This window comes from Flavobacterium calami (assembly GCF_038290035.1).
Classification (GTDB): domain Bacteria; phylum Bacteroidota; class Bacteroidia; order Flavobacteriales; family Flavobacteriaceae; genus Flavobacterium; species Flavobacterium calami.
The window spans coordinates 150,570-175,335 of record NZ_JBBYHS010000004.1; the positions used below are offsets into that span (position 1 = coordinate 150,570).

A 24,766-nucleotide genomic window follows, 5' to 3' on the forward strand; every position below is an offset into this window, starting at 1 on the left:
AGAAAAGAGAATCAGACAGTTAAAAAAAACACGTTCCATATTATAAAATGGAACGTGTTTTTTGGAATTTTTCAGCATTATTTTTCGTCCAAGAATCGTCAAATTACATTTTTTATAAATTTTAAACCCGGGCAACTTTAAAATTTCTAATCCGGGGAAGAAAGAATAAAAATATTCTTTTGAGGATAATTTCGGTTTGATTCCACCTTTATCATTTTAAACTTTAAACCCATAAATCATCTAAAAAAAGAATATTGCATGTAATTATGTAATCCCTTATTCGGATTATATAAATGAAATAAGTGTAATACCCGTAATTTTAAAATAAAGAATTAAAGATCACTTAATATATACAATTATGGAAAACTTAATCAACAAGGAAAACCTTGAGGAAATCAGAGAACTTATTGAAAGCAAAATTGCAGATGTACCAGGCAGTTATATCCTTATTGGTGCTCTTGGCTCCTTACTTTTATCAGCTTATCTGGATAAGAAGGGTAAAAAACAAGCTGCTTCTGCTATTGGAAAATTAGCCATTCCCATAATAGGAATAGGACTTGCCAAATATAAAGATGTGATAAAAGAAGAAATAGAAAATCAACTGGAAACTGCGTAAGAAGTCTTTAAAAATACTTCTGCCGAAACCTGTATTTTTTTTTTAACTGCCCTCAAAAAGTCAGACACTACTTGGGGGCTTTTTACTGATGAAATAATGCCGTGTCATACATCTCAGAACTTAAGCATGAACACATCCCAAACTCAAAAGATAGCGTATAGTGCCTAAAATTCAAGAAGTCCTATAACTGAGAACAGCTTCTTACTGTCCTTAATTTTACTACAACAGATTGTTCAAAATCGAAAGTCTGTTGCTTTGCCAATTTTATTTCGGCATTCTGAAAATCAACCCAATTATTGTTTTTTTTATTCAAAAAACTACAGTCATATTTCGCAGGTATTTCTTCTTTATTGCCTGCTATTCCTAATTTCATCAAACAGACTCATTTTTCTGTTTTTACTCAATTTTTGCGATGCTAAACTGCTTCTTTTTACTGTTTTTGCTTCAAATAAACTTATGTTAAATAATTCACAACATCATCCTATCTGAATTTTCTTTATAAAAACCACTCAACGGTTTAAAAAAAAACGTTTTCGCTGTACTTTTTTTCAAAATTCTGACTATGATAAAATCATAAAAAATTATTAAAACTCAAAATCAACAACCTTAGTCAGCCCTTACAAATACTGCATTTATATATTTATCAAATATTAACATATAAATTATATTATATGCATTTTATACAAATATAAAAAACACATACAAAAAAAATGCAGGATAGTGCAGGATAGAATTAGCAACAGAAGATTTTAGGTTTGACTATCCGTATTTACTAAAAAAAAGTTAAAACCAATTTAGACTTTCACTATATTAAATTAACCAAGAATGAAGAAAAAAATACACCAATTACTTGTCTTCTCGTTTTTAGTCCTCCTGTCAAGCTGCAGTAAGGACGCTTATGATGACTACTATGCTCGACCAGATTCCTTAGAGCCACCTATTTATCAGCAACTTCAAGCCCGCGGTAATTTTAAAAATCTTCTGGTTTTAATTGAAAAAGCAGGATACAAAGACATCTTAGGCAAAGCAGGATACTGGACTATGATGGCCCCTAATGATGAGGCTTTTACCAAATTTTTTCAGGAGCAGGGTATTACAGATGTAAACAAAATTGATGCTGAAACCGCTGGAAAAATTGTTCGATATGCACTTATTTATAATGCTTTCCGAACAGAGCAGCTATCAGACTATCAATCTTCAACAGGATGGCTTGTGGACAACGCTTTTAGAAGAAGAACAGCATATTATGACGGGTTTGTAAATAAAACGATTAACGGTAAGCCAATGGTTGTTGTAGGATCTAATCGAAACAATACCGGAGGTACCAGCTACTATATCTCAGGAGACAATAACAATAAGTATATCACTTATTTTGAAAAAGAGTATTTTGCTGCACAAGGATTAAATTCGAATGACTATAAATTCTTTTTTCCAAACTCAACCTACACCGATTTCAATGTTCTTGGAGGATCAATAAAGGAAGCCGACATCATTGCCGAGAATGGTGTAATTCAAGAAGTTAGTCAGGTTTCTCTTCCATTGGTGAATTTAGATCAGTATTTAGAAAACAATAGTCAGTATAGCCTTTTTCGTGAGTTGATACAGAAGAATCTTGTAACTTATGTTTTTAATCAGGGAGCTACAACCACTTATCGTAATTACACAGGCAAAGGGGATGATGTTTACGTAAAAATGTATGATGCCGGTTTGCCATATTCTCTTAATAATGAAAACTTCTTAAAGCAAATGGATAATGATGGGCAAAGTGACGCCTATACTTTAATTGCTCCTGATAATACTTCTTTTCAAAAATTTATTGACGAAGTTTTGCTTAAAAACTTTACAATGGATCAACTGCCTAAATATGTTTTTCAGGATTTACTAAAAGCACATATGGTAACTGGCGCCGTATGGCCATCAAAATTTGGTTCTTATAACAATGCACTGGATGAGAATTTAAGATTTAACATAAGTACTGATGTTAAAGAAGCTAAAGTATTAAGCAATGGATTCTTTTACGGAACTAATAAAGTGCAGGCCTCTAATTTGTTTTATAGCGTTTATACCTCTGCTTATCTGGATCCTAAATTTACTTTGGCAACACGATTATTCAATGACGGTACTTCATACAGAGAAATTATCAGTAATATCAATCAGAAATATACTTTGTTTCTTCCTTCGGATACTGTACTGCGTTCCCTTGGATATGATTATAATACAGCCAGATCAGAATGGATGTATACTCCGCCTAATGGTGGTACACCTGCAAGTGCAGTTGATTCCAGACTGCGCTTAATGCGTGTCTTGTATAACTGTATTGTTCCAACTCCTGAAGGAGAATTAAATAATTTATCAGGCTCCGGGATTATTCGTTCAGGAGATATGGATATCCCGGGAGAATACATCAAATGGAACAACAATAGAGTTTATGCCGCAGGAAATGAAGTTAAAGCAAATATGGCTAATATTCTTGGATACGAAGACCAGCAAAACGGACGTACTTATTATATTGACAACTTACTTGAATTTAGCGAAGAATCTCCAGGTGTAGATCTTAAAAAATTAGCTTCAGATGCAGGTTCTGAATTTTTCAACTTTTATAGTTATCTGAAAAATTCTAGTATTTACAATTCTGTAGCTGATAAAATTACAGGAGTAGATCTTGGAACAGCTTACACTATTATAGTTCCTAATAATGCTGCTATCGTAAAGGCCGTAAAGGCCGGATTACTGCCAGGGAATGTGACTACTGGAGTACCAGATTTCGCACCAACAGAAACATTTAAACAGGATCTGGTTGTCAATTTTATAAAGTATCATATTTTGGCAACTAAAACAGTTTCTGACGATGGTAATGTAACAGGTCAGGTAGAAACTCTACTGAAAGATGACCGAGATGAGAAGCTTTATGTAACGGTTATAAGCGACAAAGGAGCACTCTCTTTTATTGGTAAAAAAAACACTACAGCAACCTTCATCGCAAACAAGAGCAACAACTTAGCTGACAGAACCTTAATCCATTTAGTAGACAACTATCTTTCATATACGGAATAAAAATGAAACAAAATCTAACCAATTTAATTTACCGTTTTTCGTTTGCCTTGATTATTCTGGCAGCATTTCCATCTTTTGCTCAGGACTCTAAGGGTACACTGGTTCGTGGACAAGTTGTCGATTCAGGTGATAATTTACCAATTCCTTCTGCTACTATTGTGGAGCAGGACTCAGAAAACCGTACTGTTGGAGGTGTTTTATCTGATATCGACGGAAATTTTGCGATACACCTTAAAAACCCAAACAATAAACTATTAATTACAAACATCGGATATAAATCTAAAGTAGTTGCTGTTAATGGCAAAACCACAATAAAAATTGCCTTAGTATCTACTATTACCTCTTTAAACAATGTCGTTGTCACAGGACAAAAAAAGGTGGAAACGGGTTTGCTAAATATTGCTGACAGAAATAAAACAACCAGTTCGGTTACTATTAAAGCAGCCGATATAGCCAATTCACAAGCCGCTTCTATTGACGAACAATTGCAGGGACGTATTGCGGGGGTAGATATCATTGCATCTAGTGGAGATCCAGGTGCAGGAATGCAGATCAAGATTAGGGGATCCTCTTCTATTTCTGGTTCTTCCAGCCCATTAATCGTGGTGGACGGAATGCCTTACGAAACCTCAATTCCGGCAGATTTCAACTTTGGAACCGCCGATGATGATGGTTATGCTGCATTACTAAATATTGCTCCTTCTGATATTGATACCATTACAATTGATAAGGATGCTGCCGCAACTGCTTTGTGGGGTTCACGCGCTGCTGGTGGTGTTATTATCATCAATACAAAACGTGGTGGAATCAGTACGCCAAAAATTAATTATTCTTTTGTAGGTACCCGTTCAAAAGTTCCGGATGCGCTGCCAATGTTAAGTGGTGACCAATATTCACAATTGATTCCGGAAGAATTCATGAACCGAAACGGAGTTCCTTTGAATACACAAAATATTAAAGAGTTTCAATACGATCCTCAGGAAGTTTATTACTACAAAAACTACAGCAATAATACAGATTGGACAAAAGCAATTTCTCAGACTGGTTTTATACAAGATCATAACCTGTCTTTGCAAGGAGGTGGGCAAAGAGCAAGATATTATACCTCTGTAGGATATTACAACTCTAAAGGGGTTACTATTGGTACTGGTTTTGAGCGTATCAGTACACGTTTAAATTTAGATTATGTGGTTTCTGACCGTATTCGTTTTAAAACCGACATCGCCTACACTTTCTCCAGTACAGACCGTAACTACGTGAATAATTTCTCAGGAAGTGATAAAGATTTACTTAGAAGTGTTTCTTACGGAAAAATGCCTAATATGGGTATTTTTGAATATGACCAAACAGGTGTGCTTACCCCTAATTTTTTCTCACCGGCACAAAACGTTCAGGGAGGATATCCAGGCACATACAACCCTGTTGCTATGGCAGAATTTGCTACTAACAATCAGGTAAGTAACAGAGTTGTACCTCACTTTAATATAAATGTTGACATTGTACCAAAAAGATTCATCTCGACATTTGATTTACAATTTGATTTTAACAGTACAAAAGCAAAATCTTTTTTACCTCAAAATGCCACAGGAAGACCTATTACAGAAACTGTAGTGAACCGTGCATCAGATGTTGATGTGGATATGGCTAATATTACAACAAAAACCAATTTTGTTTATACTCCTGATTTTGGTGAAAAACAAAATTTATCTGTACTTTTATCTTTGCAGTCGAACGATTCACGCTATGAGTCTCATCAGGTAATAACCTCTAACACAGCATCTTCATTACTTACAGATCCGTCAAATCCGTCCAGAACACAAAATTCAGAATTGAATTTATATACCAGTAACAGCCAAACCAGAACTGTAGGTAGTTTATTAAATGCACAATACGGATTATTAGATCGTTACATTGTAAACGTAGGTTTACGTGCAGATGGAAATTCAAGATTTGGTCAGGAAAACAGATACGGACTATTCCCATCAGCATCTGCCCGTTGGAGAGTTTCAGGAGAATCTTTTATGAAAAACGTGAGCTGGATTGACGATTTGAGTTTGAGATTAAGTTATGGAGAATCAGGAAGAGCACCTAAATATGATTACCGTTATTATAATGTATACGGAAATTATCCATCTGACTATTTAGGGCTTAATGGGGTATATCCACAAAATATTCAATTGAGTAATTTACGTTGGGAAACACTTATCGGAAAAAATTTAGGATTCAATCTTCAAATGTTTAACAAACGTGTTCAACTGGACGTAGAAGTTTACCGAAACACAACAAAAGACATGATTTTCGAAAACGTTGATGTTACCTCGGTTTCAGGATACAGCAAAATGGACCAAAATGTGGGTACCATGGATAATCAGGGATGGGAAATTGGTTTATTTACTACGCCTGTAAAAACAGACAAATGGAAAGTCGAGTTCAACTTTAACATTGCCAGTAATCAAAACATGATTCGCGAAATTTCGGAATATTTTCCAAATGAAAGCGGAAATACGGATCGTAACGGAGAATACAAACGCTTCCTTCAAAAAGACAATCCATTTGGTTCATTCTACGGATATAAATACAAGGGCGTATATGTAGATAAAGATGCTACTCTTGCCAAAGATGCCAATGGAAATCCTATTACAGGACCTAACGGGCAATTGGTATATATGCGTTTTAATTACCCAAATACCGATTACACCTTTCAGCCTGGAGATGCTATTTACGAAGACATCAATAAAGATGGTAATATAGACAGTCGTGATGTGGTTTATTTAGGAAACAGTAACCCTAAACTTAACGGAGGATTTGGCCCAAACATCACCTTCAATAATCAGTTCAAATTATTACTGTTCTTTAACTTCCGTCTGAATTATGACATCGTAAACGGAACAGACATGAGAACAACCAATATGTACGGATGGGATAATCAAAGTACGGCAACATTATCAAGATGGCGTAATCCGGGTGATGTAACCAATATGCCAAGAGCCGTTTACGGAGCAGGATATAACTGGTTAGGATCTGACAGATATGTAGAAGATGCTTCGTTTGTTCGTCTTCGTTCAGTTACTTTTAGCTATTCTTTAGGAAAAAAAGCATTAAAAAAACTTAGAATGGACGAAATAAGAACATATATAACTGCAGATAACTTATATACCTGGACAAAATACAGAGGTCAGGACCCAGAAGTTAGTATGTCTTCAGGTCCTTTCGGAATGGCAATTGATAACTCAAGAACCCCTCCTACCAGCCGTATCTCATTAGGTATTATAACACGTTTCTAAATAAAATTGATCATGCGAACTAAAATAAAATCTATATTAGCAATCCTTCTAATCTTTGTTACCGTAACATCGTGTGACGATTATTTAGATTTACGCCCTGAAGACGGAATTGTACGTGAAGAATTCTGGCAAACCAAAGAAGATATTCAGGCTGCCGTTATTGGTATCTACTCTTCTTTATTAAAAAGACCACCGGCAGGACAAACCCCAACAGACGGAACTGATTACAATATCAGCGAATATTTGTTTATGTACGGCGAAATTAGAGCTGATATGATATCTCCTGCAACCAATACTACTCCCGACCAGAGAGATATTACCACCTCAAACATCCTGTCATCAAATGATTTAACGAGCTGGTCAGCATTTTACAGAACTATAAATTACTGTAATACTGTTATTGAACTGGCTCCAGCAGTAAAAAATAGCGACCCGACCCTGACACAAACCCAGCTGAACAATTATCTTTCTGAAGCTTTGGCTATCAGAGCTTATTTATACTTTACGCTGGCTCGTACTTTTAAGGATGTACCTCTTAAATTGAATGCAACGCTTTCGGATAAAGATAATTTTCAATTGGCCAAAACACCACAGAATGAAATTTTTGAACAAGTAATCAAAGACCTGGCTTTAGCAGAAGAATATGCTGTAACCACGTATGGAAATATACCTTCTGACAAAGGAAGAATTACTGTTTATACTATTAACGCCATGCAGGCTGATGTTTATCTTTGGATGGATAAATATACAGAAGCTCTTGCTGCGGCTGAAAAAGTAGAAAATTCAGGTAAGTTTCAATTAATTTCTGCTTCCAACAGCTGGTTCAACCGAGTATTTGCAGTAGGAAATACTACTGAAAGTATCTTTGAATTTCAATATTCTACACAAAACCTGAATCCTTTTTACGATATGTTTACGCAAAGACCGGAATTCATAGCTTCTTCCGGAGTTTTAGAAGATGTTTTTGGAATTGACTTTGCAGATGCTAACAATTTTGATGTTCGCGGTCAAAGATGCGCATTGGTACCAGGAACAAATCAAATCTATAAGTTTACAGGTCTTAACATGGACTCTTACAAGACTTTGTCTGAATCAGACACACACTGGTTTGTTTACAGATATTCAGATGTTTTACTTTTAAAAGCTGAAGCTTTAATCCAATTAGAAAGAGGAGATGAGGCTGTTGCTATTATCGAAGAAATCCGCACCAAACGCAGGGCCATCAGTCAAACCCATGAGAATGTAAATCCTGTAAACAAAGCAGAGGTAACTGATTATCTATTAGCAGAACGCGCACGCGAATTAGCTTATGAAGGAAAACGCTGGTTTGATGTTTTACGAAATGCCAGAAGAAATAATTATGAACGCTTAGATTTATTGACGAATATGGCATTGATAAGCGCTCCGGCAGATCAATTGCAATCTATCCTGGCTAAACTTCAGGATCCTGATAGTCACTATTTACCAATTAATGAATACGAATTGTATACCAATAAAGCATTAGTTCAAAACCCATTTTATAAATAATTAAGTCATGAAAAGATACACCACACTACCAAAATTGATGAGACTTACTTTAGCGGTTTTTTTAACCCTGGCACTTCTCAACTGTACTCCTGAGAAAATCAATGAGCGTACAGATGTAACAGTAAACATTACTGACTTTTTAAAACAAAATGATGAGTATTCCATGTTTTTGGAAATGTTAGAAATTACGAATTACTCTTCGTTTATGAACACTTATGGTACATATACTTTATTTCTGCCAACAAATACTGCTGTAAAACAGTATTTAACAGATGTTGGTGCAGCTTCTGTTAAAGATGTTCCTCTTAAGGATTTACAGGATTTAGTAAAACTCCATATCCTTGATCAGGAAGTGGCTACAACTTCATTCACAGATGGTAAAATTGCAACTCCAAGCCAACAAGGACAATTCCTTATTACAGGTGCTGCTAATATTGGAGGTTCTTCGAGTATAACGGTTAATAAAACAGCCCGAATTACCTCTTCAAATGTATCAGTAGGAAACGGAATCATACATGTAATAGACAAAGTATTGCGCGTTGCCAATAAAACTTTAGCGCAGACCATAGAAGAAAATGAATCCCTTTCTTTATTTACAGAAGCATTAAAAGCAACAGGATGGTATGATAAATTAAACCAGCCTTTAACAGAAACAACTGTGGAAGGAAAAAAAACACTTACCGGTCACCTGACTGTTTTAAGTGAAACAAATGAGGTATTTAAAGCTGCCGGAATCAACAGTCTTGAAGATTTAAAAACAAAATACAGCCACTTGCACGATCCTTTGAATCCTCAGGACAGTTTAAATCTTTTTGTAAGTTATCGTATTTTACCTAAGCTTCAATATTTAGCTGATTTAGCTATTACTCCATCATTAGAAACCAAAGCACCGCTGGAAGTAATTAGTGTCAAAATGAGTACAGGTACTGTTTTATTAAATGAAGAAACTTTTAACGGAGTCTTAGAAAAAGGAATCCCTGTAAATCGTCCGACAAGTGATGTTACGGCATCAAATGGAGTAGTTCATACTGTTGAACAAAATTTCTTTATTAAAAAAAGAAACCCTGCCCCTGTTTATTTTGACCTGGCTGACCAGCCCGAATTTATGCAATTAAGTGCTATATTTAGAAAACCGGGCAATTGGGTAACTCTTGAGAAATCATTATTTAGTGAGGTGACCTGGGATGGTAATGACAAAATAACTTATGTATGCGCTGTCAAAGGAAGCACCAGCTATCAGGATCGTGCATGGCATGCCGATATAGTCGAAGCTAAACTTAGAAAAGACTATGTGCAAAATATGGCCTTCAAGACTCCTGTAATCATAAAAGGGAAATACAAAGTCTGGGTCGCTTACAGATACAAAGGTACTAAAAACCCTATCGTAAGAGTTTATGTTGATGGTATAGCACTTCCAAGACTTATTAACTTTCAGGAACAAGGGAATGTTACTTTAAACGAAAGAGTTTTAGAATCACAAGGGTACAAAAATCATGTCTTCCCTTTAACAAACCGATTCAACACCAGACTTTGTGGTATTGTTGACATACAAACAACAGGCCGTCATACCATCACTTTTGAATCACTTTCAAGTCCGGGTGATTTTTCGTGGTTGGATGTTGTAGAATTTAGACCTATAGATATGGATCAGCTGTATCCTAGATTAAAATCAGGCGGAGATGGATTTGCCGGCCCGCTTACCGATCCTAATAAATAGAAAAGCATTCTAATCAAAAACTTAATCACTAAAAATGATCACATTCAAAATAAATTATAAAACATTCCTTGTTAGCATGCTGACAGTCACTTTATTTTCGTGCTCTGACCCTTGGTCAGATCGCGAAAGTAATGGAGACGAAAACCTCAATTCAACCCTTACTGAAGCTATTACAAATACTTCACAAACCTCAAAATTTGCAGAGCTATTAACTAAAACAGGATATGACAAAATTTTGTCTGCCTCTAAAACGTATACGGTTTTTGCCCCTTCTAATGAAGCTATTGCCCAACTTGACGCTGCGATTCTTAATAATCCCGAAGCCTTGTCTGCTTTTGTAGCCAACCACATTACATTGACTGCTTATTCTTCTGCAAGAAGTGAAGAAACTGTACAAATAAAAATGCTGAGTGAAAAGTATTTAACTTTTAAAGGAAATAATCTAATCTCTGACGCTACTATAGTTTCTGCAGATCATTATGCAAAAAACGGTGTTTTTCACGTTATCAATCACATTCTTACACCACAAAAGAATATTTGGGAATATATCAAGTCACAGACAGGTTCTTCTTCGATGAGTAATTATCTAGTAAGTCTTGATGATTTTTACATCTATACTTCAGACAGTATTGCAAAAAGAAATAACACAACCCCGGGAGTGATTGCAGATTCTCTAAGCAACTCTTTTTTAAAGAATGTATACAATGTAAAGAACGAAAAGAATTCTTATACAATGTTTTTAATTGAAGATGAAGGATTTAATTCTGAAGTTAATAACCTTAAACCCTATTTAAACAAAACAACAAACAAACCTACTATTGATTCCACTACTATTTATTCAAGATATTTTACGGTTAGGGATATGGTTTTCCCAAAAGCGTATAAGCTAAATGAATTACCAGGCGAGTTAACTACCCGTTTTGGCGTTAAGGTTCCAATAAACAAATCTCAAATTGTAGGAGAACCTATTGTTTTGAGTAATGGAATTGTATACCGTATGAAAAAAATGGAGGTTCCTTTAAAAGATCGTTTGGTTCCAACTATAATTCAGGGAGAAAAAAATGCAGGCTACTTCCCTTCTGATTTACGAAGCAAGATGATGTATCGCGATCTTAAAAATCCGCTTGGTGTTGCATTTAATGATCTCTTCGTAATAAACACCAAAGTTTCAAATGCTCAGATTCGTTATGTAGCTACTGATATGTACAGCATTAAATACAAGGTATCCTGGATGGCAATAAACACTCAGTCAACTGTTTTTCAACAACGTGTGGCTATAGTTAATAACAAAATAGTACAATATCTCCCATACATCCCTGTAGCCGTAAATTTTTATGAAGAAGTACCTATCGGAGAAGTTGAGATAACACAATCCGGTGATTTAACTACTTACCTGTTAGCCAATCCTACAACTGCAGATGGTACCAATTCACTCACGCTTGATTATTTAAAATTTGTTCCTGACGTTAAATAATATTTTATAAAAATAGATATGTTAAAAAATTTACAACTGACCTGTGCGATAACCATCTTCTTTGCCGGAAGCCTTAGTGTATCCTTATACGCTCAAACCGATCAGGATTCAACAGCTACAAAGGTAACCACAGCTCCAAAAATAAAAAATGGAATTATGGTCAAAGGTATTGTCAAAGATGCTAAAACCAAAGGAGGTCTATCAGGAATAAATGTAGTAGTGAAAGACTTCTCGGCAGCAATTACCAATGATGATGGTAGTTTTGAAATAAACGTGCCTCATTTAGAAGCGCTACTTACTATAAGCGGACAGGAATTTCAAAGCAAAGTTTTTCCAATTAAAAACAGAAATAGAGATTTAGAAATCTTCTTGTATGAAGCCTATTACTCCCCTACTTATCAGGTAGCCAATATGCCTACGGGAGAAGAACTTCAATACGGAAGTACTAAGGCTGTAGAGGTAGTAAATTTCAAGACCAATCAATGGTCAAGCCCTATTAAAGAATCTGTTGGAGACTTTCTTCAGGGGAGAACGGCAGGATTAAACAGTATCAGAAGATCTGGAGTTCCTGGATCAGGTGCTTATCTTACCTTGCGTGGTTTTACTTCTTTATATGGATCAAACAAACCTTTGATTATCGTTGACGGAATGATTTATGATGATGAAGATTATGGCTCCGGAATTATTCAAAACAACAATTCTTCTCCACTAGACAATATAGATGTTAAGGATATCGAAAACATCACTGTCCTTAAAGACGATAGTGCCCTGTACGGAACTAAAGGCGCCAATGGTGTTTTGATTATCAACACCACACGCCCAACCGAATTGACTACAAAAATTGACTTTACCATGTACGGAAGCGCCAACCAGACTCCTGACCAATTACCGGTTATGGGTTCAGATGCTTACCGTACACATATTTCACAATTAGAAGCTACACGCGGGCTTTCACAAGATCAGATTTCTGCTCTTCCATATCTGAACGACAATCCTGCGATTCCGGGATATTACAGATACCATAACCAGACTAACTGGCAGGATAGAGTTTTCAAATCAAGTGTAAGCCAGAACTATTTCCTTAAAGTTCGCGGTGGTGATGATATTGCAAAATATGGCTTGTCTGTAGGATACCTTAACAATCAGGGTATTGTAGAAAATACAGAATCAAAACGTTATAGTACCCGTTTAAATGCTTCATTGCGTCTAACCGAAAAACTATATGTAGATGCAAACATGTCTTTCATCAACAACCTTCAGGATCAGAGAGATCAGGGATTTGCTTATAAAACAAGCCCGATTTATCTGGCATTGACAAAATCACCATTCTTATCTCCAAATGCTGTAGATGATAATGGAAATTTTTCTCCTAACCTTGCTGATACCGACGACTTTAATGTAAGTAACCCAAGAGCCATCATTAATGACGGAATTGGAATCAACAAAAATTACCGCTTCTTTGGTAACCTGAACTTTAAATATAACATCAATAATGCATGGAATGTAAATGCTCTTTTTGGACTTACGTATAACAAAGAGCGTGAATCTTTCTTTATTCCGGATAAAGGAGTAGCCGATGTTATCCTTCCGACTGCAATAGCCAAAAACCGTTCAGGTAGCGAAGTGCAAATTTACAATAGCATTTATACCGACATTTATGCTAATTACCTTAAGAGATTTAAAGAAAACCATAAAGTAGATGTTCGTTTTGGTTTTAGGACTCAAAGTAATGATTCTGAAAGTGACTTAGGTTTAGGATACAACTCTGCAACAGATGACTTTACCAGTGTAGGTGCAGGATCTAACTTACTGCGTCAGGTAGGCGGAGCCTTGGGAGAGTGGAACTGGCTAAACATGTATGCTAGTGCCAATTACAATTATCTTGATAAATATTTCCTGACTACAAGTTATGCTGTTGATGGTTCAAGCCGTTTTGGAGACAAAGAGAACGGAAATAACAAGTTATCTCTTATGACCGCCATAACAGGAGCATGGATGGTTTCTGCTGAAAATTTCATGAAAAATTCAAAAACTATTAATTATTTTAAATTAAGAGGAACCATTAGCGAAAGCGGAAATGATGACATCGGAAACTTTACAGCTCAAAAATATTATGTTTCTCAAAATTTATTAGGCGTACAAGGTTTAGTAAGCGGCAACATTGGAAACCCAAACCTGCAATGGGAAACTGTTAAAAAAATCAATTTTGGTGCTGACTTTGGTTTATTCAACGAACGTATCAATCTTTCTATGGATTTTTACGGAAAGAAAACCGACAATATGATTGTTTACGAATCTGTTAGCGGATTGAGCGGTTTTGATTACGTGGTATCTAATAGTGGTCAAATGAAAACTTTGGGTACTGAGATGTCTTTGAATGCCCGTGTTGTTAGTTCTCCTGATTTCACTTTTGATTTTGGTGTAAATTTAGCTACTTATAAAAATAAAGTACTAAGTCTTCCAAACGGAGATATCCTTACGCAATTTGGCGGAGCTACCTACATTACATCTGTAGGACATGATGCCAACTTATTTTATGGTTTAAAAACAAATGGAGTTTACTCCACTACTGGCGAAGCTCAGGCTGATGGATTATCCAGACGTTTGACAAATGGTGAGCTTGTTTCTTTTTCAGGTGGTGATATGAGATTTACAGATACTAATGGAGATAAGGTTATTGATGATAAAGACCGTATGGTAATTGGTAATCCAAACCCGGATTTAACAGGGAGCTTTACGACTAATTTTACCTACAAACGCTTCAGTCTTCAGGGATTGTTTACTTTCTCAGTAGGAAACGACCTTTACAATGGCGTACGTTACAATCTGGAAAAAATGAGCGGCTACGAAAATCAAAGCGTTGCTGTAGCTAACCGCTGGAGAGCCGAAGGACAACAAACAGATATGCCAAAAGCAACATGGGGAGACCCAATGGGTAATGCTGATTTTTCTGATAGATGGATTGAAGATGGATCTTATCTAAGACTGAAAACTTTGGTATTAGGATATGATTTTAATGTAGAAAAAATGAACTATATCAAGGCGATAAAAATTTATGCTACAGCCAATAACTTGTTTACCCTTACAGATTATCTTGGATATGACCCTGAATTTAGCCCTACCTCCTCTATATTTGGACAGGGAGCAGATACAGGATTAGCACCTCAGTTTAAAAGCTTCCAGTTAGGATTGCGTTTAGGCCTTTAATTATTTACACTTATAGAAAGAACATACAGATGACAACAACAATTAGTACAAAAACAAAAAAAAGCACCGTATTATGGGTGATGGCTCTCGTATTTGGCCTGAGCTCCTGTTCAGACTATTTAGATGTACAGCCTGAAGACAAACTTGTTGAAGAGCAAATGTACCGTAATATATATGATGCCGATGCTGCTGTAATAGGCGTATATGGAAAATTTATGGCACTTGCAGAAAAAAACGTTATTCTAAATGAAATGCGTGCAGACTTGATGGCGACAACCCGAAATTCAAGTCCTTACCTGAAAGAAATTTCAGAACACAATGTTTCAGCAAATAACCCTTATGCAAATCCTAAAGATTTTTATGTAGTGATTCAAAACTGTAATAATGTGCTTAAAAATTTCGACATGATGCTCGAAAAAAAGCGCTTTACACAAGAACAGTACGCACAACGCTACTCTGATATTGGAGCGATTCGCAGTTGGGTGTACCTACAATTAGGAATTCACTACGGAAGCGTACCTTACATTACTGATCCTATAGAAACTATAGATGATGTAAAAAATATTGGCAAATATCCAAAAATACCTTTCAATCAATTATTGGATGAACTTATTACATTTACAGAAAACCTGCCTTACAAGAAAGTGTACGAAACAACCAGTTCATTAATGATTAACATTGACGGTTACTACACCCAAAAATTCTTTATCAACAAAGAATGTCTTCTGGGTGATTTATATCTTTGGAAAGGAAACTATAACAAAGCTGCCATTTATTACAAAAATGTGATGGAAACATCCTCTAATAGTGCCAGTGATACCGAACGTTTTAATATATATCGTATAAAGTTTTCAGAAGTTGAGAGTCACGACGATTTAGCAGTTGGCTATAGAAGAAACTTTGAAGCTGATGCCACATCCTTAGTCAATAATAATACGCAGGGCTGGAGATCTATTTTTGCCAGAGACAGAGATGTACTATGGAACACCGAATGGATTTGGTCTCTACCTTTTGAAAACAATTTTGCACCAAAAAATCCTTTTATTGCTTTGTTTTCTAATAAAAATGGCGATTATTTGGTGAAACCTTCACAAAGCGCTATTCAATTGTGGAAAAACCAAACACAAGCTAACAATTTCCCTTATGATGCCCGTGGAGAAAAATTTACTTACAACATCGTAAATGGCGATCCCGTTATTATGAAATATTTGTATAGCAGCGAAGCAGTAGCTTCAACCGGAATTGCCAATACAAAAGGACAATGGTTTTTATACCGTGCTGCAAAATTACACCTTCGCTATGCAGAAGCAGCCAACAGAGACAACCAGCAAAAAGTAGCTTTTGCAATTTTGAATAACGGTATAAGAACAACATATACTCCAAATCCTGCACCTACTGACTTAACAAATGTTCAACAAACCTTTTTACCATTTCCTTATGATTTTAATGCCCGTATGGGAGATTTTCCGTTTTATAGAGACAACTGGCATCGTAATACCGGGATTCGTGGTCGTGCTTACCTAAAATCTGCTGGAGCTGTCGGGGACGATGTAATTACCACCGAAAATAACATTATTCAGGAAGATGCTTTAGAATTGGCATACGAAGGAAACCGCTGGGAAGATTTAGTTCGTGTAGCTTTACGCCGAAATGACCCTGCCTTTTTAGCTGACAAGGTTTATCAAAAATTACTTAGTGAAGGAAATGGCAAAGCAGACGAAGTACGCTCTAAATTAATGAATGTTAACAATTGGTACTTACCGTTTAACTGGTAAACCTTTATTTTAAAAGAGAATAGCTTTTAAAAAAATAAAAAACCTTAGTACTAAAACTAATTACTGCTAAGGTTTTTGTTTTTCATGAGCTCTTGCAGTCTCCTCTATATCTTCATGAGCTTAAAGAAAGTAACCAAAAGAATACTTTTTCTATCAGGGATGGCGAAGCATTAAAAAGGTTATTTAAATTTTTTGGGTTATTTAAAATTCCCAAACTAAATCACTGAAGGCACTTTTTCCAATAAATGCTGTATTAAATTTATAAAGTTTATCGGCTTTATCAGAAACATTTTCTTTTTTTCCTTTCAAAGGAACTAAGACTTTTTCTTTTAAAAATTTTCTGCTAAAACTCTCTTTGTCCGTTTCTATACCCAGAACCCCTTTATAAAGATTCATCAGTTCTGATATGGTAAATTTCTCCGGCAAAAGATTAAAACCAACCGGTGACTGGCGCATACAAACCTCTAACTGATACAAACTATAATCTAAAATTAAATTATGATCGTGAATTAAATCCGGTATGTCTGTAGTCAGGAACCATCTTTGATACAAATCTACTACACCAAATTTCACCCTGTAATCTTCTATGTTTATAACGGTATAATAGCGTAATGCCTGAGAGTTAACTTCTACTCCTTCTCTTAGCTGTTTTAATGACACATTTTTAAAACTGCCAAATTCATTCAGTAATTCTAAGGCAGCCTCATCTGTATTTTTTTCATCTTTTGCAATTCCTGATATAAGTCCCCATTTTGTGCCTACTCCTTTATTCTCTTTGGACAAAAGCACTTTTAAGCTTCCGTTTTCGTAGCCGAAAACAACACAATCAATTGTGACCTCATTCATAATCAATCGTTTTTTTAGTAATAAATTCTGACAATATTTGAGCTGTAAATAATTATCATTCACAAACTTATCCCATTACACCAACAAAACTGTCCTGAACCGTACTGCTCCTGAAACATTTTACTAAAAAACAAAAAAACACTCCTAAAAAAGAATGCCTTAACTATATAACTGTTATGCTGAGGGAGTCGAAACCTTTTTAGAACTTTAAAGCGTTCTACTAAGTTTATCCTGAGCGAAACCGAATGAACTCAGAAGGAACATCAATTTCTTAAATTACTGATTTTTTTACACAGATTGGCAGATATAGCAGATTTTCACTAACCTTTTTCTAGTGCTTTTAAAAAAAAGAGCTGTCAGGAAACAGCTCTTTTATGCCTTTCAACAAAATAATTAACTAACCCTGATTTTGTAAAAATGAAACACTAAGTATACATTATTTTAAAGGATTACCGTCCTTATCAAGCGAACCAGATTTGATGATGATCATTTTGTCTAACTGAATGTACTTTTTAATAGCATCATTCACCTGTTGCAAAGTAACTTTTTCAATATCTTTTGGATATTGGTCGATGTAATTTGGCTCCAAACCTCTTTCGATAAAACTCAAAATCGTTCTTGCCATTCCGCTTGTGGTAGACATTCCAACTTTAAAACTTCCTATTAAATTTGTCTTTTTATTTTCTAATTCTGTTGCAGTAATGCCATCCTTTACCCATTTATTTACCTGAACCATTGTCGCATCCAGTCCTTTTTGAAATAATGACGGATTGAAAGAAGCATTCACCATCCAGTAACCGCCAGTTTGGATATTTCCTCCTAAACCAGATGAAATACTGTATGTTAGTCCATCATTATCACGAACGGTCTGCATCAAACGTCCTGCGAAACCTGCTCCTAAAGTATAATTGGCAATATAAAACGGAATATAATCAGCATCCGCTCTTTTGAGACCTGTGTATTGCCCGATGTACAATTCGGCACTTGGTTTTTCAGGAATTGTAACGACTTCTGTTTTTGGGGATGCTTTTTGGGCTTCTTCAAATTTTAAAGTTTCTGAAATACCTCCATTCCAGTTTTTGAATGATTTTTTCAAAGAAGCATTCAAATTAGCTCCATCGGTATCTCCCACAATGACCAAATGCATCGAGGCAGGACCGAAATATTTTTTATGAAATGCTTTTACCTCATCAAGGGTTGCATTTTTGATGTTGGCTAAATCTTCTTCGACACTTAGACTGTAATTCGGGTTTCCTTTTGGATAAATTGCCTGAGACAAAGCGATATCTCCTCTTTCACCCGGGTCATTCAGATTTTGCTGAACGTTTCCTGTAAACTGCTGTTGCAATTTTTCGAATTCTTTCTGGTCAAATAAAGGAGTACGAATTTCTTCTGCCAATAAAGCAACAACCTGATCTAAATCTTTTTTAAGACATTTAAATCCAATATTTATTTTGGTTGTTGAAGCACTTACATTTAAATTAACACCTAACTTTTGAAGTTTTTCTGAGAATTTAAATTTATCATTCAGCGTAGTTCCTTTTGAAAGCATCGAAGCTGTTAGAGAAGAAATCATCGGATTTTTAGTCTCATTAACAAAATTCCCTAACGAAATACTCGCTGCAACGGTTACGAAATCTTTAGCAGATGTTTTTACCGAAACCACATCAATTCCGGCTACTTTTTCTCTTTTGAAAGCCGATGCTGTTTTTTCGATTATACTTTTGTCTAAAACAATTTCTGCAGTAGTATTATTTTGTACTGAAATTTCAGAAGAAGTTTCTTCGTGTGAATGTCCGTCTTCCGGATGTCTGTAGTAAAAAGGACCATTTTCAGGCATAAAATTATTAGCCTGAGCCGCATCCTGATTTTGAGTACCGGATTGTTTCGGAATAAAATAGCCTGTTGTACTTTGATCTTCAACCAAATATTTCTGAGCTACACGTAAAACATCTGCAGGGGTTACTTTTTTCAATCGGTCAACTCCAGTTACAAAGTCTGTCCAGTCGCCGGACGCAATAGCTTCGTTTAATTCTGATGCGATAACACCCGATCCGTCACGGGCTAAAATAGTCTGTGCACTAATTTTGGCAACCACACGGTTTACCTCCTCCTGCGTTACACCATCTTTCTGAATTTTGGCTATTACTTCACTTATTTTAGCGTCGATATCTTCGTGTTTTGATGTGGTTGGAAAACCAACTCCGATCGTAAAAAGACCTACTTCTTTAAAATTTGTAGCACTGGCATAAGCGTAAATTCCCATACGTGTATCTACAAAAGTTTTATTTAAAATTGCTGAAGGCCCTGACCCGATAATTTCACCTAAAATATTCAAAGCAGGCAAATCTTCATGCAGAGCACCCGGAATTTTATACGCTTTATTTACAACACCTAATTCACCCGGTTTTCTAACCACAATTTTACGGGCACCATACTGCTCAGGTTCCTCGGTATAAGGCTGAGGCAATACGTGAGGTGCTTTGGTAATTCCTCCAAAATATTTTTCGATCAATTCAAAAACATTCTCTTTTTTAAAATCGCCAATAATGGTTAAAGTAGCATTATCAGGCCAATAATAGGTATTGTAGAAATTACGCAAAACCTCTATTGGTGCTTTTTCAATATCCGATTTCCATCCGATTGTCGAATGATGATACGGATGCGCAATATAAGCCGAAGCCCATATTTCTTTATCCAGTAAACTGTTCGGGTCGTTTTCGCCACGTTCAAATTCATTGCGGACAACCGTCATTTCAGCATCTTTGTCTTCTTTGGTTAACAAAGAATTTCGCATTCTGTCGGCTTCAATCTGCAAAGCCAGTCCAATTTTATCACTTGGCAGTGTTTCGAAATAATTGGTTCGGTCGTACCAGGTTGTCGCATTTAATTGTGCTCCGGTATTTTGAAGCACATCTGTAATTGTCGTACCGCTTTTTTTGTTGAAAGTTGGCGTTCCTTTAAACATTAAATGCTCTAAAAGATGCGTCGATCCTGTATTTCCTAAAACTTCATGTTTAGAACCTACACGATACACAATTTGTACGGTTGCAACAGGTGAGGCATTGTCCTGCAAAAGCAAAACATTCATTCCGTTCGGCTGGTACAAATATTCTTCAATTCCGCCCAGTTCTTTTATTTTCTTAAAATTATCCGATTTGCCCTGTGCTGAAACCAGCGTACAAAAAGCAAGTGAGCAATAACCCAGAAAGATGTGTTTTTTCATTGTGTTTGATATTTTTATGAAGAAATTTATAATTCGTTATTTAGATTAAACACATAGAATCATAGTTTTGTAACCGTGAAAAGACGTTTCACTTATTCAAAAAAATATCCATGTGTTGAAATATGTTTCTCTTTTGTATCCTTTTTATGTTCCTATGTGTTTAATTTTTTTCTGAATTATAAGGCAATTTATGATTTACTGAAAATTTCTTTCAGTTTTGACTGAAGTTCAGCTTCTCTAAGGTTTTTAGCTACAATTTTTCCGTCAGGACCAATCAGATAGTTTGTTGGGACTAATTTTACACCGTACAAAACAGCCGCTTCATTTTTCCAGCCTTTAAGATCTGAAACATGTGTCCAGGTTAAACCGTCTTTTTCAATTGCTTTTTCCCAAAGTTTCTTTTTATCATCTAATGAAACTCCTAATACATCAAATCCTTTATCATGGTATGTTTTATAAGCCAAAACCACATTTGGATTTTCTTTTCGGCATGGTCCACACCAGCTTGCCCAAAAATCCACCAATACATATTTCCCTTTATAATCAGATAATTTTACCACTTTTCCGTTCACGTCGGTTTGAGAAAATTGTGGAGCCACAACGCCAACCGCCGTTTTATTATTCAATTCAATTCCTTCTTTTATTTTTTTACCAAAATACGATTTTTGTATTTCCGGAGTTAAAACAGCAAAATATTCATTTACCTGCTCCGGTGTTCCGTAAGTTACCAAACGGTCATCTAAAACTAATGCTCCTGCAACCTGATCTTTATGTGATTTGATAAATTTGAAAGTCAGGTCATCTGCCTGAGTCTGCAAATCTTTCCATTTTTTATCCATCATAGCCTGCTGCTCTGCGGTAAGTTTTACTTTTCCGTTTTGACTTAGAGAATCTGATAATTTATAAATTGGTCCTGCCACATTCTGAATCTGTTTAAATTCATTTTTGTAATACGAAGCATAAATTGAATCCTGAGTTGCTCCGGACAATTTCGCCATGTAAACTGAATCCTTATGTGCTGTAAATCCAATAGTTTCGTTAGATAAAATAAAGGCTTTTCCGTATTCCTGACCTTTTAGTTTGATACTGTATCGCAAAGGCTCTTCTACTTTTCCTGCAAAACTAAATTTACCATCCACAATTTTGGCTGAATCCTTAACTACAGTTTGATCACCATCCTGAAACTCTAAATAAACGATTCCGTCTTTTTGTCCCGGAATATTTCCGTTGATAGTAAACCCTTCCTCTTTTTTAGAGCAGGAAATGATTACCGTTACCAGCGCCAATGCTAATATACCTGATTTTAAGATTGTGTTTTTCATTATTTGATCTTTTTTATTTGTTAAAACCGTATTATGATTTTAGTAATTCTTTTAATTTCGCATCCAAAGCTTCTCCTCTCAAATCGGTAGCGATGATTGTTCCGTTTTTATCCATTAAAAAAGTAGCCGGAATGGTTTTTACGTTAAACGATTTACTAACAACATCGTTGTCCAACAAATTTGGCCAAAGCATATTTTCTTTAGTCATAGCAGTATTCCAGGCTTTTTGATTGTCATCGGTAGAAATACTCACGATTTCAAAACCTTTAGTCGCAAATTCTTCATAGGCTTTTTTCAAATTGGGAATTTCTTTGCGGCAAGGCGCACACCAGGAAGCCCAAAAATCGATTAAAATGTATTCTTTTCCTTTAGCAATATCTTTAATTGAAACCGATTTTCCGTCTTTATCTTTTAAATTAAATGCCGCTACATTAGTCCCGACTAATGATTTTGGATTGACTTCAGCATCTGCCAATTTTCCGTAGTAACTGTTTTTTGCTGTTTCAGACAATTGGTCAAAAAGAGGTTTTTGCTCTGGAGTTAAATACGAAAATTGAGACATCATGAAAAAAGCGCCCCACCAGGAATCTTTATGACGTATAATTAAGTCGGTCATACTTTTTTCAACATTTGTAAAAAAGGCTTTTTCGTCGGCTTCAAACTTTTTCCAAACCGGAAGATTTTGCAATGAATCCAATTTTTTAGTTTCTTTATCTTTTCTGGCTTGACCAATTAATTTGCTTACCTCATCAGATTCTTTTGTATGGTATGCCGCATACGCTTTATCCAAATCATCTCGATATGCGGTTTCTTTTTTGAAATATGCATCAGATTTAGAACCTGTAAATACTGTATTTTTGAATGCAATTCTTTTATTTTCATCCGTTCCCAACTCAGCATTTGAAGTAAGGTTCATTTTTGAATTTTCGAACATTACGGAAATAAAACCTTGATTTTTTCCAAAAACTAAATAGAACAAACGAGGTTCTGTTACATTTCCTGCAAATGAAAATTTCCCGTTTTTAACAGTGGTTTCTGCCACAGCCGGATCTGATGAATGCGTAGCGCCTGGAATTAACTTTACGGTCATTCCCTCTTCAATACCTTTAATAGTCGCTTCAAAACTATAAGAAGAACTAGAAGCTACTGATTTCTTCTGTGCCTGACTGTTATTTGAAAACATCAGAAGGCAGATGCAAAATCCTAAAATTTTAAATTTAATTGTGTTCATTTTTGATTGATATTTTGTTGCTATTTTTAGTAAAAAGCTCCCCTTTCGTAAATCCTACTCAGGAAGCTTTGGGATTTTTATTTGGCTACATTTTGTGTTATAGTTCCATTACCCGGATTTTTTACTGCTCCTTGTGGGAAAGGCATTGTCCACATGTGAGAAGTTGCTGATAACGTATACGTTGTTCCACCAGCTACTTTTGAGAAACTTACCGGATAAACACCCTCTGCATTTAAACGACGTGCATCTGCAAAAGGAATCAACGTGTTGGTAAGTTCATTATTTTTTGTTCTGTAAATAGCCTTTAAAGCAGTTGTTTTGTCTGTAGTCGAAATATCCTGATAAGAAGCAGGAAGAATACGTGTTTTACGAACAGTATTCAAAACAGCCAATGCATCACTGATTTGGTTGGCACGTGCCAAACATTCTGCTTTAATCAAATAGATCTCTACAGTTGTCATTCCGCCAAAATTAAAAGCACCGGATAAGGTTCTTCTAAAATAGGTTTCAGCACCAACAGTGTAGGTTTTCCAACGTGACAAGAAACGCGCATCTCCGGCTTCAAAACGCTGCGCTCGTTCAACAGGAATACTATTTTCTGTCGTTAAACTATTGAAAGAGCCATGACGATAGTTGTAATTTTCTACATAATTATAGCCCATTGGAGAGACAAATGTGGTATAATTAGCAGGAGTTTCTATTAATGTTTTATTAGCATTGTAAAATGCAATCCAGTCATACAGTTTATTGTTTTCTGCCAATGCCAGATCTGCATATTTCAAAGCTTCTGTATAATTGTTCATCTGAAGATATACCCTTGCATAAAAAGCATATCCTGTCCCAAGATTTGGATGTAAAACCGTCTGAGAAACTTTTGGCAGATAAGGCAAAGCTTCTTTAACATCATTCAGAATAAAATCATACAACTCCTGAATCGTTACCTGTTTACTTGGTGCATTAATATTGGCACTTGTAATTAAAGGAACAGATAATTTTGTTGAAGCTGTTGAAGCTACATAAGTATCTGCATAAAAATTAACCAGATTAAAGTAGTTCATCGCGCGAAGTACTTTTGCTTCAGCCCAGACTACTCTTTTTTCCTGTTCAGTTGCATTAGTTGTTGTTAGTGCATTTTCAATAATTAAATTGAAAGTCGAAATTCCCTGATAACTCGCATAATAAGTAGTTTCATCTGATACTTTCAATGCAATTCGGTCGGCATTTTGATCCCACATATAATTGGCATTGATTAATCTGTCACTTGATAAAGTAGCAAGCGTTGCATATTGGTCATTCATTAATTGTGAAGCTCCTGTTATATTTACTCTGTGATTGGTATATTCGTCACGAAGAAAAGCCTCATAATCCGCTAATGTTGTTGGCACTTTAGATCCTTTTGGAGCGTCATCCAGATAATTTTCGCAAGACGCAAAAGCCAATCCTAAAGCTAAGAAGCATACTACATTTTTATATATATTTTTCATCAT

14 protein-coding genes are annotated in these 24,766 nt (G+C 35.6%); 8 read left to right on the plus strand and 6 right to left on the minus strand.

Going from position 1 to position 24,766, the window contains the following annotated elements; all coding sequences use genetic code 11:
• The first annotated feature begins 358 nt into the window (after positions 1-358).
• A complete protein-coding gene (locus AAEO57_RS04905) occupies positions 359-616 on the plus strand; it encodes a hypothetical protein (RefSeq protein WP_341690090.1) in 258 nt (85 codons plus the stop codon).
• 181 nt (positions 617-797) lie between these two features.
• On the opposite strand, the gene AAEO57_RS04910 is transcribed toward AAEO57_RS04905, so the two are convergent.
• Entirely contained in the window at positions 798-989 is a 192-nt protein-coding gene (locus AAEO57_RS04910; RefSeq protein WP_341690092.1) for a hypothetical protein, read from the minus strand.
• 452 nt (positions 990-1,441) lie between these two features.
• On the opposite strand from AAEO57_RS04910, the gene AAEO57_RS04915 reads away from it, so the two are divergent.
• From AAEO57_RS04915 to AAEO57_RS04945, 7 genes are read left to right on the plus strand one after another with little or no spacing between them, the layout of a single operon-like run.
• Positions 1,442-3,670: a fasciclin domain-containing protein gene (locus AAEO57_RS04915; RefSeq protein ID WP_341690094.1), complete on the plus strand. Its 2,229-nt coding sequence runs from the start codon at positions 1,442-1,444 to the stop codon at positions 3,668-3,670.
• A gap of 2 nt (positions 3,671-3,672) precedes the next feature.
• Complete coding sequence (locus AAEO57_RS04920; RefSeq protein WP_341690096.1) at positions 3,673-6,954, plus strand: SusC/RagA family TonB-linked outer membrane protein; 3,282 nt, start codon at positions 3,673-3,675, stop codon at positions 6,952-6,954.
• Between the two features lie 12 nt (positions 6,955-6,966).
• Positions 6,967-8,481, plus strand: a complete 1,515-nt coding sequence (locus AAEO57_RS04925) for a RagB/SusD family nutrient uptake outer membrane protein (protein WP_341690098.1) — start codon at positions 6,967-6,969, stop codon at positions 8,479-8,481.
• 7 nt (positions 8,482-8,488) lie between these two features.
• Positions 8,489-10,198 carry a fasciclin domain-containing protein gene (locus tag AAEO57_RS04930; protein ID WP_341690100.1) on the plus strand — a complete coding sequence of 570 codons (1,710 nt, stop codon included), beginning with the start codon at positions 8,489-8,491 and terminating at the stop codon, positions 10,196-10,198.
• 34 nt (positions 10,199-10,232) lie between these two features.
• A complete protein-coding gene (locus tag AAEO57_RS04935) occupies positions 10,233-11,672 on the plus strand; it encodes a fasciclin domain-containing protein (protein ID WP_341690102.1) in 1,440 nt (479 codons plus the stop codon).
• Between the two features lie 18 nt (positions 11,673-11,690).
• Positions 11,691-14,879 (plus strand): SusC/RagA family TonB-linked outer membrane protein, encoded by a 3,189-nt coding sequence (locus AAEO57_RS04940; protein ID WP_341690104.1) that lies wholly within the window; start codon positions 11,691-11,693, stop codon positions 14,877-14,879.
• Positions 14,880-14,908: 29 nt separating this feature from the next.
• Positions 14,909-16,654 carry a RagB/SusD family nutrient uptake outer membrane protein gene (locus tag AAEO57_RS04945; RefSeq protein WP_341690106.1) on the plus strand — a complete coding sequence of 582 codons (1,746 nt, stop codon included), beginning with the start codon at positions 14,909-14,911 and terminating at the stop codon, positions 16,652-16,654.
• A 201-nt stretch (positions 16,655-16,855) separates the two neighbouring features.
• On the opposite strand, the gene AAEO57_RS04950 is transcribed toward AAEO57_RS04945, so the two are convergent.
• From AAEO57_RS04950 to AAEO57_RS04970, 5 genes are all read right to left on the minus strand, one after another.
• Complete coding sequence (locus tag AAEO57_RS04950; protein ID WP_341690108.1) at positions 16,856-17,500, minus strand: NrtR DNA-binding winged helix domain-containing protein; 645 nt, start codon at positions 17,498-17,500, stop codon at positions 16,856-16,858.
• A 436-nt stretch (positions 17,501-17,936) separates the two neighbouring features.
• Positions 17,937-20,726 carry a M16 family metallopeptidase gene (locus tag AAEO57_RS04955; RefSeq protein ID WP_341690110.1) on the minus strand — a complete coding sequence of 930 codons (2,790 nt, stop codon included), beginning with the start codon at positions 20,724-20,726 and terminating at the stop codon, positions 17,937-17,939.
• Between the two features lie 188 nt (positions 20,727-20,914).
• On the minus strand, positions 20,915-22,048 hold the full coding sequence (locus tag AAEO57_RS04960; protein WP_341690112.1) for a redoxin domain-containing protein: 1,134 nt from the start codon (positions 22,046-22,048) through the stop codon (positions 20,915-20,917).
• A 31-nt stretch (positions 22,049-22,079) separates the two neighbouring features.
• Complete coding sequence (locus tag AAEO57_RS04965) at positions 22,080-23,279, minus strand: redoxin domain-containing protein (protein ID WP_341690114.1); 1,200 nt, start codon at positions 23,277-23,279, stop codon at positions 22,080-22,082.
• Between the two features lie 77 nt (positions 23,280-23,356).
• Positions 23,357-24,763 (minus strand): RagB/SusD family nutrient uptake outer membrane protein, encoded by a 1,407-nt coding sequence (locus AAEO57_RS04970; RefSeq protein WP_341690116.1) that lies wholly within the window; start codon positions 24,761-24,763, stop codon positions 23,357-23,359.
• Between the last annotated feature and the right edge of the window lie 3 nt (positions 24,764-24,766).